Below are 12,735 nucleotides of genomic sequence, written 5' to 3' on the forward strand. Positions count from 1 at the left end.
AGTTCAACTTTTTTCCGGTTTTATTGGCTCAGGCTCGAATTTATTGGTATCTTTTGGTCTTGTTAACGCAGGTCTTTTCGCTGTATAAGGAATAGGCATTCTGATAATACTATCCCGCATTTCTTTCAACCTTGGTGGATAGAAAGGAGACAAATACGGAGCACCCAAACTTGATTGACGTAAAAGATGAATAAGAATAAAACAAAAAGCTAGCATAATGCCATAAAAACCCCAAAAGCCTGCAAGGATAATGATGGGGAAACGAATCAAACGAATCACGTTGCCCATCATATAACTCGGAGAAGTGAAGGAAGCGAGTGCACTTAAAGCAATGATAATCAATAAAATATTACTCGTAATACCTGCCTGTACGGCTGCGGTACCTATTACGATACCGCCAACGATACCGATGGTTTGTCCAATTTTTGTTGGTAGTCTTGCCCCAGCTTCTCGTAGTAATTCAATAATAAACTCTAATAATAACGCTTCGAATATAGGTGGGAAAGGAACTAAGGCTCTGGACTCACTTAATGGCACTAAAAAGGCTTGTGGAATGACCTCGTAATGAAAGGTTAAAGCGGCCACGTAAAAGGGTGTTAAATAGACGGATAAAAAGAAAGCAGATATTCGTAATAAACGAAGAAAGGTAGCAATTTGCCATCTTAAGTTTTGATCTTCCTGGCTTTGAAAAAATTCCGTAAAGGCTTGCGGGCAAATAATAGCCATCGAGCTACCATCAACTAAAACACCTATTTTTCCATCTAATAACGCATCACAAAATCTATCTGGCCTTTCCGTTAGCAGCATTTGAGGGAATACTGACAATGAATTATCATCAATCATTTCTGCCAAAACGGCACTATCAAGTAGCTCATCGACATATAAATCCGTTATTCGTTGGCGCATTGTATGGACCATTTGCACATTAGCAATGCCACTCATATATAGCAGTGAGACAGAGGTATTGGTACGCGTGCCGATTTTCAGTTTTTCATTACAAAGGTTAGGACTTACTATGTAGCGACGGATTAAAGAAATATTTGTAGTTAAGCTTTCATTAAACCCAACCTGTGTTCCAATGACCTGTGATTCATTTTCTGGTGCCGATAATGATCGGGATTCTCGCGTAGCGATATTGCCAATAAGAACTTGGGAGCAGCCGTCTATATGAATAACGACAGATCCATTGACCATCGATTCTACTGTTTCCTGTAGTAGATTGGATTTTACAATTTCGGGGATAGAAAGACTTACCTCAATGCCTTCTAGTGTTTCTTGAGGATTATTGAGCAAATTTGCAATAATGTCATTGTTCAATGTCTGATTATCGACTAAATTATCTATATAAATAAGCGTAATATTATGTGGGATGGCCTTCATTATTAAATCAGCTGGGTTATTCGTTGCATTTTGAATCGACTGAATAAAATGATCAGTTGTCGGGGCGACCCTTACAAGATTTTCTTTTGGTGGCTGTTCAACGGATGGTAGTTGTTTTTTGTTGAAAGCTAGTTTAAATTTCATGCTGAATTGTAGGCTCCCTTCATGGTTAACTTCTTTATAGATTGAACATTTGCAGGATATTCTATACTTATACTATTCTTTTTCAGTCTAACTAACATGGTCGATACATCAGGGAATTCATCTAGACAGCATTTAGCAGAAAGTGGTAAGATTAGAGTATTCTTAAAAACAGAAGGGAAATTAGACATTTATGCTAAAACTTATTATCGCGATTTAAATTCCTATGAATTTAATAGAAGGGCTATTCTATAATGTTAGAAAATTATAGATTTATTTAGTATGGCCCTTTTGCGATAACGAAGAGAAGCATAATCTTGTCTGATTCAAATAAACAGATACTTTAGTAGCCACTAAAGTGGTGAGCATTGTTTTCTGTGTATCAACAAAGGACTTTATGAGGTTTTCTCATAGGGTCTTTTTCTGTTTTTAGGAGGTGAGGATTCCACTAATAAAGATGTATTCCTATATATAATCGGAGGGAAAAACATGAAGAAGTACGAATTGGTGTGTGATTATCGTCATGATGATCGATTAAAGGATAGTTTTAATGATTTAGCCATAAAAACATTTGGTTTGGATTTTCGAGGCTGGTATAACAGAGGGTATTGGAATGACCAATATATTCCTTATTCATTTATACATGAAGGAAAAGTGATCGCCAATGCTTCTGTATACAAAATGTCGATTTGCATAAATGGCGAGCAATTAAAGGGGATTCAGATTGGGACGGTGATGACCGATGAACATCATCGTCATCAAGGTTTGGCAAAGCAATTGATGCTACATATCATGAAGGAGTACGAAGAAGCCTGTGATTTCATGTATCTCTTTGCCAATGAAACAGTACTCGATTTTTATCCAAAGTTTGGCTTTACGCGTATCCATGAAAGTGAATTCAGCTTAGACCTTACTACAAGACCTATACAACGAAAGCAGACTAGCGTCCAACTGCTGACCATTGATCAAAATCTAGCCCTTCTTGAAGCTTATGCGAAAAATCGTTATACCCATTCAAGTGTGATTGCTGTGGAGCAAAATGAAAGCTTATTAATGTTTTATTTTACGTTAGTTTTCCCGCATGCTATTTACTATTTAGAAGAATCAGAAACAATAGTATTAATGGAGGAAGAAGAAGGGGTACTAAATATTTATGATATCATCTCTTTGCATGCTATCAATGTAGAGGATTTGCTAGCAAGTATTGTCAAGAAAACAACCAAAAAAGTAGTGTTTCATTTTACACCAGAGTTTATGATGGAAGGCATGAATGCAACCATCCTGCCAAATGATGACGACGCTTTATTCGTGCTTTCGAAAAAAGCGATTGTGCAAGGGAATTTTATGTTCCCTTTCACATCGCATTGTTAATTGCAATAGGATGGACTCTATACACAAGCTCGTACTTTAAAAAGTGCGGGCTTTTTTTGCCACTTTTCATGTTTTGTCAAATAACTGTAACATTGCTGTTTTACGATACAACCATCAGCTTAATGGAAATGAGGTAAAACACAATGAAAAAAATCAGCATGCTATTACTTACAGTTATTTTAGCCCTATACATGGCCAAGCTATTTGGACAGGGTCATAACGACGAAGTAGCATTTATTGATGAAATCGCACCAATAGCGGTGACATTAAATCAGCAAGGTCAAGAAATATTGCCAAGCATAATTATTGCACAGGCTATATTGGAATCGAATTATGGTAAAAGTGAATTAGCTGTTAACGCAAATAACTTGTTTGGGATGAAGGGCAGGTATCATGGTAAATCCGTTAAAATGCCGACAGTTGAATATGAACATAATAAAAGCTATACAACGGAAGCAGAATTTCGAGCTTACCCCGATTGGAATAGTGCATTAAAGGACCATCGTCAGCTATTATTAGAGGGTACCAGTTGGAATGCACATCAATACGAAGAGGTTTTGGCAGCGTCAACCTATCAAGAAGCTGCCTATGCCTTGAAAAAAAGCAATTATTCGACGGATCCTTTATATAAATATGATCATTAGGAGTTTCATAAAATGAATATACTCATTGCAGATGATGAATTAGCTATGTTAAAGATTTTACAAAACTATTTTCAAAGAGAGGGGTTCACGGTCTTTACCGCAACAAATGGAGAGGAAGCACTTGCCATTTTTTATCAAGAAAAAATTGATTTGGCCATTTTAGATTGGATGATGCCTAAAAAAGATGGGTTGATGGTCTGTCGTGAAATGAAACAAACACAAAAGATAAAGGTCTTACTGCTAACAGCAAGGGACACTGGTGAGGATGAATTTCAGGCGTTGGCAGAGGGGGCCGACGATTATGTCAATAAACCCTTTTATCCCAAAGTACTCATTATGAGGGCGAAAAAATTACTGCAAATCGAAGCTATACAACAGCTACAGAATGTGTCCTTCGATGTGACAAGTAAACGTGTTTGGCGAGCAGGGATAGAAATAGAGTTAACGAAAACGGAATTTGAGCTGTTACGAATTTTTAGCCAAAATCGGAGACAAATCTTGACGAGAGATCAGCTCCTGGATTTAGTGTGGGGATTGGACTATATGGGAGATGCTCGAACAGTGGACACACATATACGACGATTGCGAGAAAAAATAGGGGAGAACATTATCCAAACACATAGAGGTATTGGGTATAGTACAAGCGAATGAAACAGAAAATCGGCACAAAATTAACCATTTATATTACTTTAGTAGTCATACTTACATTTTCTATATCCCTTGGTGTAAGCCAGTTTTTTCTCCCTAAATTTTATCTTTATCAGCTGAATAAAAAAGTATCAGAAGCCTTTGAGACTTATCAAGTTTTAGAGGATGTAGAGTTGGTGGAGCGTCAATTTGATGTCACGATTATAGCAGTTCCATTGGAGGATTCCCTCAATGATCTGAATGAAAATTTAAGACTTCAACTGGCGAGAAAGCATATAGCTCTAAATAAATTTTGGGTTTCCGAGGAAGTACTTCAAACTATCTCGGAAGATAAAGTTGTAGGAAAGCTCTATGATCAGGGGAAACAAAAGTCTAGCTTTATTGTGCATTATGCGAAAGAAGAGGATCAGCTTGTGATGATTGGAGCCACTATGGCACGTTTTACAGATATAGCCTCTTTTATTAATCGTTTTAATTTAGCCTTTCTAATAGTAAGCATTTTAATCATTATTATAGTTACGGGGCTCCTATCTCGAAAAATAACCAATCCATTAAATGAATTGCAACAAGTAGCAAAAGAAATTGGGGAACTGAATTTTCAACAGACGACCATTCAAACGGGTGATGAAATCGAAGAATTAGCAAAAAGTATTAATAAAATGAGTTTAACCCTTGAATCAGCACAGCAATTATTAACCCAACGAAATCTAGATTTAAAGCAATTTATGATGGGCTTAACACATGAGTTGAAAACGCCTCTCGCCCTCATTAATGTTTACTCAAGTGGGATTGAAGATGGGTTGGATGATGGCACCTATTTAACTGTTATTCATCAGCAAGTGGATCGTATGGAGAAAATCATTACAGATATGCTTTATTATGCTCGAACAGAAGAAAATGCTATGTATGTATCACATTTTGACTTTTTCCAGCTACTACAAGAAATCATCCAAAGCTATCAGCCTTTGAAGGGGGATAAGCAGATAGTTCTTCAATCTGACGTAACTACCTTTATGCTGAATAGTGAGCAGGAAAAAGTCTATTATATTGTAGAAAATTTGGTTAGCAATGCACTAAAATACACCTCGGGCAATGAAATAATGATTACCTTTCATTCGGGTATATTGAAAGTAAGTAATCATACAACGCTTCAGGATATTTCTAAAATATGGCAACCATTTTATGTAGGGGAAAGCTCTCGAAATAAACATTTCTCTGGAACAGGGCTTGGTCTCGCTACAGTGAAAAGTCTTGCCGAACAGTTAGACTTTGTAACGGAGTCCACACTATCAAATGGAAAAATAACGTTTACTATAGATTTTACAAGCAAGTAATAATCATAGGTAGTGAATATATGAAAACACGGTTTAGGCATATTCCTAAACCGTGTTCAGACAGAAGACAAACATCTTGTTCAATTAATACTATGTTTGGAATTAAAACGTAGAAAATCTACAGTCTAAGGTTGAGAAATGATATTCTTAACCTTTTTCTATATTTAAAGACTTAGTTTCACAGTAATACCCTTTGCCGCCAACATAAACTTTTTCTATTTCATTCTTGCTATTGGTTGCTAATTTAACTAAAATTTCAGAAGGCGAGTGTAAAGAATAGCCTTGTTCAAATACATAGACTTCTTTTTGCAGGTGATGCTGTTCATAAAGGTAGCAAGCTAATGCACCATTAGAAGTTCCAGTTGCTGCTTCTTCATTGATGTCGTATAGGGGAGCAAAATTTCTGCATATAATACGATTGTCATTAAAAGTATATAGATGCATCCCAACAACATTATAATACTGGCTCATTTCTTTAATTTTTTCAAAATTAGGTTGCAGTGCATGTAATTGTGTTTCATTGGTTATAGGAATTAAAATATCTTTTAAGCCTGTCGAGACAATTTGAATGGGGTATTTATTGTCTATAGCTTTACTATCAAAACAGTTGATGAATTCGTTTGAAGATATAACATCATAGAATATCGGTTTGTTTTGTTCCATGAAAATGATGTCATCTTTTATCGTAATAGTAAGAACACCGCTGTTCGTTTCAATTGTATAGCAATCCCTGAAAAGTTTGTGTAAATGCATCAGTATCGTGAAAGAGCCAATTGTAGCATGACCACATAAATCAACTTCTTCTTTTGGTGTAAAATACTCAAATTTATAATCAGCCATTTCAGATTTTGATATAAATGCAGTTTCCGCATAGCCCAGCTGTTTGGCTATTTCCATTTTTTGAGTAGTGGTCAATGTATTCTCATCAAATACTACTCCTGCTTTATTTCCGCCTTGATGATCCTTGCTAAATGCACTTGCAACATAAACGGTTACGTTCATTAGACATCTTCCTTCCTCATTTATAGTGAATTGTAGCATAGAAAAAACTACGTAAAAACGTTGTTGTATAAATATACAATAAAACAAGAGGCGAACTATTTTAGTATCTGAACTCTCCAAAATAGTTTACCTACAGTCAAAAACGCGGTGCCGTCCTTCATCTACTAGGAAGAACGCGAATAGTAGCTGATTCCTTCTTTGTTTTAACCTTTAACGTCAGCCCCATGATAACGATGATAATAATTAATAAGGTGAAAAGGGCAACGTCAAATGTATTTGTCATATCTTTGATAATCCCAACAAGCATTGGTATGATACCACTAATGATATAGCCACCGAATTGAATCATTGCTGTCCATTCACTTGCCTCTTTTGGTGTAGTCGTTGCATCTAAAGGTAAAATCATTGCTAATGGGAATAAACCACCAGCACCAATCCCTGTTAATGTCGCACAGAAAATAGGGGAGATTCCACCCATAATTAACATGAAAATGCCGATAAAGGAGCTTGAAGCACAAAGTAGCATCCAAGGCTTTCTCTTGGAACTATTATTTATTAAGATGGGAATGATAAAGCTGCAAACCATCTGCATGACAGAAAAAATAGTGACGGTCGTTGCAGCGTAGGCGTCACTATATCCCATATCCTGTACTTTTGGAGCGAGCCATGTCGCGAGGGAATAATAAACACCTGATTGGAAACCGAACATAATCATAAGGAGCCAAACATATCGGTTTCCCCAAGGTAACCGACTTTTTTGATTTGCAGTTTTCTCAAATGACTCTTGAGATGGCTTTGATTTTTTAATGATAGGAATCCAAACAATGATACCTATAAGAGCGAATACCGACCATATCGCTAAAGCTGCGTTCCAAGATTGATGAAATGCATGCATAGCAGGAACAACTAAACCAGCACTTAAAGAGGCTCCAATTCCCATACCCGCAGAATATACACCAATCATAGTAGAAGAATATTTAGGAAATTCCTTTTTGATATAGCCTGAAATCAGTGGACCTGTTATGGCAATCCCTATCCCACTAAGAATAGCAGTTAATAATAAAAGGAAGGGGAAAGTTGCCACTAACCGTAAAGCAGTTGATATACCGATTAATAAAACGGATCCACCAATCGTCCACTCAATACCCCATCGTTCACTTAGCTTGCCAGCCAATGGCGCAAAAATCCCCATACAAAATACGGGTAGTGCCGTTAATAAACTTACTACAACACTTGTCATCTGCAAGTCTACTTGAATATTTTTCAATACTGGCGAGATAGATGTTATCGAAGCTCGTAGATTCATGGAAAGTATAAACAAAGAAAAAACGCTCCAAATAATCGGGAAGTTTTTTGATTTCGCCATCACTGAAAACACCTCTTTTAGTTATTATTTGATATACTATAGTTAACTTTTTGTTTAAAAAATAAACTATGATTAACCGACTTGTATAATATAGTATACTATTGGTACAAAGTCAATGGAAAGGGTGCCATCTATTGCAGGAGGAGCATATGGATTTATCTAGTCAAGTAGGTATGAACTTAAGAGAGATTCGAAAAAATAAAAGGATGAGTCTCGAAGAGCTCGCGAGTGTTAGTAATGTCAGTAAGCTAACATTAGGGAAAATTGAACGGGGGGAAACAAATCCAACTGTTAATATCCTTTGGAAAATATGTAGAGGGCTTCATATTCCATTAATTTCTTTATTATCCTTTGAAGAAAATGTAGAGGTTCATCGTTTTGGATCGGAATATCAATTTGCAGGTCACAATAACGACTGGTTTGTCGAGCCTTTATTCAAAACAAATGGAACTGAATGGTATAGAGGTCGTCTTGATCCTAATAGTGAATATAGTGAGTGTCACTTAGCAGGCTCTGAGGAAGTTGTGCTTGTGTTGAATGGGCAATTGGAGCTGAAGGTCGGAGAGAAAACCCATCTGTTAAACCAATGGGATGTCATTAAGTTCAAGGGTGAAGAACTTCACACGTATATTAATCACTCAGATGAAAAAATACATTTAATGCTGTCATTAACGTATACAACTCCGTGATTGTCCCCTAAAAATTAGGCACGGATGAATGGTAAGGGTTACAAAGTAAAATAGATTGAATCTTTTAAAGAAAGATTTGCTCTCATTCAAAACAAACATCGGTATTTTCACGTAAAAATCGTCCTTACTAAGTTCAAGTAAGGACGATTTTTCACCGTTGTATTATTAAATATAACCCCAAATCATACATAGTAATGTTCCAAAAATGGTAACGAGCGCTATGACTAACCCATAATAAATATTGGTATAGATGGCGGGTTTATCATTCGTTTCACCAGCATGCATAAAGACAACTAACTGTAAGCCTGCCTGAATAAATGCTGTGACTAAAAGTATTGTCATCGTAATAGGCATTGCTATTTGAAAAAAATAGACACACGCTGCAATGATGGTAAGGATTATCGACAAGGCAAATCCCATCACCTGTTTTAGTGGGAATAAATCACTCATTTCACACCATTCCTTTCAAGTAAATGAAGCTGAAGATAAAAATCCAAACCACATCTAAAAAGTGCCAGTATAAGGAGAAGATGAAAGATTTATTGGCTGTTTCAGGCGTTAATCCACGCGTAATTAATTGGTAGACAATAAACATCCCCCAAAACACACCAAATGTGACATGGGCACCATGTGTCCCTAATGTTGTCAAAAGGGTAGCTGTAAAGGCGCTCGTTTGTAAGCCTGCACCAACATGCACATAATGAATAAACTCATAAACCTCAAATCCAATAAATGCTACGCCTAGCAATAGCGTCAACACATAGAACGTAATCATCGCTTTCATATAGCCTTTGCGCATAGCGTGTATGCCTAGACCAATCGTAAAGCTACTAGTGAGAAGAATAAATGTTTCAAATAAAACAGGTGTAATTTCAAAAATATCTGCTCCAGTAGGGCCAGTTCCGGTGCGATCCACTAACACAAAATATGCTGCGAACAGCGTTCCAAAGAGCATGATTTCAGCGCCGATAAAAACCCAAAAGCCTAGTATATTCAATTGATTTTGCTGTGTACTATATTCTAAAGGGAGTGATTGATCGATTTTCATGATTGACTACCTCGCAATTTTGATTCCGTTTCTTTCACTTTTTCGACAGGTACATAGTGTCCAGTGTCTTTTTCCAATGAACGATGAGCCATGCAAATAAAAATACCGATAGTTGTAACAATAGTTGGAATCCACATACCAAATACAAATGAGAAGCCCCAAGCAAAGAATATACAGCCTAGAATGAATGGTATCCCACTGTTATTTGGCATATGAATGTTTTCGTATTTTTCTGGGAACAAATCATGCTGGCGATATTTTGCATCCCATAATGCCTCAGTTGAAATGACATGCGGTACTTTTGCAAAATTATAGTACGGCACTGGATTTGGTGTAGCCCATTCTAATGTACGTGCGTCCCATGGGTCTGAGCCAATGTTTCTTGGTGCATAACGAATGCTGTAATAAACGTTGTATACAATTAACATAAAGCCAATCGTAAGACCAATAGCGCCGACAAAGGAAACCATATTCCACATACCAAAACCTGTGGAAGCTGAGTAAGTATACATGCGGCGTGCTTGTCCATCTAAGCCAGAGAAGAACATCGGCATAAAGGCAAGTAGGGTGCTAAGTGCAATAATCCAAGCCGTCACTTTGCCGATTTTTTCATTTAACATAAAGCCAAACATTTTTGGCCAATAGTAATGTAATCCTGCTAGCATGGCAAATACAACACCAGGAATAATGACCATGTGAAAGTGAGCTACTAAAAACATCGTATTATGGTACTGGTAATCTGCTGCTGACATACCTAGCATTACCCCTGTTACGCCACCAATTGTAAAAGTAGGGATAAACAACATGGCATACAGCATCGGCGTTGTAAAGACAATTTTTCCTTTCCACAGGGTGAATAACCAGTTAAAAATCTTCACCCCAGTGGGCACAGCAATCGCCATCGTTGTTATTGAAAAAATACTATTTGTTAAAGCACCTTGCCCCATTGTAAAGAAATGATGGGTCCATACTAAAAACGATAGGAAGGAGATAATCACCATGGAGCCGACCATCGATTTATAGCCATAGAGATTGCGTCCCGAGAAGGTCGAAATAATTTCACTGTAAAGCCCAAAGGCAGGTAATATGAGAATATAAACCTCAGGATGTCCCCAGACCCAAAAGAAATTCGCCCATAGCATATCCATACCACCATTGGATGTTGTGAAGAAATTCGTAGCAAATAGGCGGTCGAATGTTCCCATGACAAGTGCTACCGTTAATACAGGAAAGGCAAAAACAATAATAACGTTTGCGACTAATGAAGACCACGTAAACATAGGCATTTTCATTAATGTCATTCCTGGAGCACGCATTTTGAGAATGGTAACAATCATATTAATACCAGTAATTAATGTACCTAACCCTGAAATTTGTAGAGCAAACAAGTAATAGTTGACCCCTACAGATTGACTAAATTCATTATTAGCAAGAGGGAAATAATTCGTCCAGCCAGCATCAGGTGAACCCCCAATAACAAAGGAAATATTTAATAGCATAGCTCCCATGAAAAATAGCCAAAAGCTTAATGCATTCAAACGTGGGAAGGCCACGTCTCTTGCGCCGATTTGAAGCGGCACAATGTAATTCATAAAGGCCATAATAAACGGCATCGCCATAAAGATAATCATGACTGTTCCGTGTGTTGTAAATATTTCATTATAATGCTGGGCATCTAGTAATTTATTATCAGGTACTGCCATTTGCGCTCGCATCATAATAGCATCCGCACCACCACGGAATAGCATAAGAATGGCTGAAATTAAATACATAATACCAATGCGTTTATGATCCACTGTTGTTAACCATTCCCGCCAAAGATAACTCCACTTTTTAAAATAAGTTAATCCTACAATAATCGCTATAACCGTTAGACCAATAGCGACCATAGATGCATAAATAGCTGGGCTTGGATGGGGTATAGCAAAACGTTCAAAGTAATCCATCTGACTAGGTCTCCTTTCGACATAAACCTTATCGTAAACTAGTTTCGTTTGAGAAATTCATGATTAATTTATGGAGTGGCATGATCTTTTACGTGGGAAGAGCCATGCTGATGTCCGCCATTTTCACCCTCAGGCGCTGGTAGAAACGTTAAATGCGTTCCATTGAATGTGGCTTGTCCCACATGACCTGGTTGTAGTAACGTATTAAACTTTTCCTCCGTTAATAAATCTGCTGTTTCCTTTACTTCCTTGACCCATTCATCAAATTCATCATGAGTCACCGCTGTAACATTAAACGTATTTTCCGCAAATCCTTTTCCATTAAAGTTTGCATTTCTTCCCATAAACTCTCCGGGCATATCCGCAGCCAAATGCAAGGTATTCACCATATCGGCCATCGCATATTTTTGACCCCCAAGTTGTGGAATCCAGAAGCTAGTAATCGGTCCATACGAATAAAGCTTAAATTCGATTGGACGCTCTGCAGGAATATACAAATAATTTACGGTTTCAATATCTTCTTCTGGATAACTAAAATGCCATTTCCAGTTAGATGTTGCAGCATAAATGACTAAAGGCTTTTCATCTTTGTATTTTTCCGGCGTAGACTCCACCTTGTAATTACTTTGAACTGAAATAATAGACATGTACGCAACAATTAACACAGGGATACCTACACAAATTATTTCAACCATTGTACTTCCCTTAATATGGGGAGGCTTATAGTCGGGACTTTGCTTGGAAGCGCGAAATTTCATTAACATATAAGCTAAAATCACAAAAACGACTAGCACGATAAAGGACATAATCCCTATCGAAAGCATAATATCTTTGGCTTGTACTTGAGCTTGAGGACCTTTTGGGTCTAATACTAAAAGCGGGTCACAGCCCGTTAACATAGTGACAATAGTGAAAAGACCAATTAATCTGAGCCAACTTTTTTTCATAAACAAACCCCTTTAACTGATTCTTTGAAGTGCTATCGGTTACTATAGGCTTGTATGGATTTTGATTCACAATTGATTTTTATGATAGTGGTCCATATTTTGAAAGACAAGGTGTTTTGCAAGATTACACAGAACGTTCTAAAACAACAAAAATAATTTTAGTATAATATTATCGAGAGGAATAAGCGTCAGGTAAGGGTTCTCGTAGAATTCTACGGG

Annotated in this window: 12 protein-coding genes; 5 read left to right on the top strand and 7 right to left on the bottom strand. The window is 37.1% G+C overall.

The features are described from left to right. Positions 1-3: 3 nt before the first annotated feature. Positions 4-1,524 (bottom strand): spore germination protein, encoded by a 1,521-nt coding sequence (locus AC3CH7_RS07750; protein WP_488381655.1) that lies wholly within the window; start codon positions 1,522-1,524, stop codon positions 4-6. A 486-nt stretch (positions 1,525-2,010) separates the two neighbouring features. Between AC3CH7_RS07750 and AC3CH7_RS07755 the strand changes: the two genes are divergently transcribed. From AC3CH7_RS07755 to AC3CH7_RS07770, 4 genes are all read left to right on the top strand, one after another. Next, positions 2,011-2,892, top strand: a complete 882-nt coding sequence (locus AC3CH7_RS07755; RefSeq protein WP_488381656.1) for a GNAT family N-acetyltransferase — start codon at positions 2,011-2,013, stop codon at positions 2,890-2,892. Between the two features lie 143 nt (positions 2,893-3,035). Then, on the top strand, positions 3,036-3,536 hold the full coding sequence (locus tag AC3CH7_RS07760) for a glycoside hydrolase family 73 protein (protein ID WP_488381657.1): 501 nt from the start codon (positions 3,036-3,038) through the stop codon (positions 3,534-3,536). A 12-nt stretch (positions 3,537-3,548) separates the two neighbouring features. Beyond that, a complete protein-coding gene (locus AC3CH7_RS07765; protein ID WP_012294492.1) occupies positions 3,549-4,187 on the top strand; it encodes a response regulator transcription factor in 639 nt (212 codons plus the stop codon). Further along, entirely contained in the window at positions 4,184-5,518 is a 1,335-nt protein-coding gene (locus AC3CH7_RS07770; RefSeq protein ID WP_488381658.1) for a sensor histidine kinase, read from the top strand. The genes AC3CH7_RS07765 and AC3CH7_RS07770 overlap by 4 nt, the downstream gene beginning before the upstream one ends. Positions 5,519-5,665: 147 nt before the next feature. Here the strand turns inward: AC3CH7_RS07770 and AC3CH7_RS07775 are convergent, their stop codons facing one another. Both AC3CH7_RS07775 and AC3CH7_RS07780 read right to left on the bottom strand, forming a co-directional pair. Further along, entirely contained in the window at positions 5,666-6,520 is an 855-nt protein-coding gene (locus tag AC3CH7_RS07775; RefSeq protein WP_036216252.1) for a PhzF family phenazine biosynthesis protein, read from the bottom strand. A gap of 157 nt (positions 6,521-6,677) precedes the next feature. Continuing rightward, on the bottom strand, positions 6,678-7,886 hold the full coding sequence (locus AC3CH7_RS07780; protein WP_031415913.1) for an MFS transporter: 1,209 nt from the start codon (positions 7,884-7,886) through the stop codon (positions 6,678-6,680). Between the two features lie 149 nt (positions 7,887-8,035). Between AC3CH7_RS07780 and AC3CH7_RS07785 the strand changes: the two genes are divergently transcribed. Continuing rightward, the gene (locus tag AC3CH7_RS07785; RefSeq protein ID WP_031415915.1) at positions 8,036-8,575 is read left to right on the top strand and encodes a helix-turn-helix domain-containing protein; all 540 of its coding nucleotides are present in this window, start codon (positions 8,036-8,038) and stop codon (positions 8,573-8,575) included. Positions 8,576-8,740: 165 nt separating this feature from the next. Here AC3CH7_RS07785 and qoxD read toward each other — a convergent pair whose 3' ends face one another. The 4 genes from qoxD to qoxA form a co-directional block, all read right to left on the bottom strand. Further along, positions 8,741-9,025 (bottom strand): cytochrome aa3 quinol oxidase subunit IV, encoded by a 285-nt coding sequence (qoxD, locus tag AC3CH7_RS07790; protein ID WP_031415917.1) that lies wholly within the window; start codon positions 9,023-9,025, stop codon positions 8,741-8,743. A gap of 1 nt (position 9,026) precedes the next feature. After that, positions 9,027-9,623 (bottom strand): cytochrome aa3 quinol oxidase subunit III, encoded by a 597-nt coding sequence (gene qoxC, locus AC3CH7_RS07795; RefSeq protein ID WP_012294499.1) that lies wholly within the window; start codon positions 9,621-9,623, stop codon positions 9,027-9,029. Next, on the bottom strand, positions 9,620-11,569 hold the full coding sequence (gene qoxB, locus AC3CH7_RS07800) for a cytochrome aa3 quinol oxidase subunit I (protein ID WP_422762326.1): 1,950 nt from the start codon (positions 11,567-11,569) through the stop codon (positions 9,620-9,622). Before qoxB ends, qoxC begins: the two co-directional genes overlap by 4 nt. A gap of 68 nt (positions 11,570-11,637) precedes the next feature. Further along, positions 11,638-12,516, bottom strand: a complete 879-nt coding sequence (gene qoxA / locus AC3CH7_RS07805; RefSeq protein WP_036161687.1) for a cytochrome aa3 quinol oxidase subunit II — start codon at positions 12,514-12,516, stop codon at positions 11,638-11,640. Between the last annotated feature and the right edge of the window lie 219 nt (positions 12,517-12,735).

The sequence above is a fragment of the Lysinibacillus sp. F12 genome, from assembly GCF_057773605.1.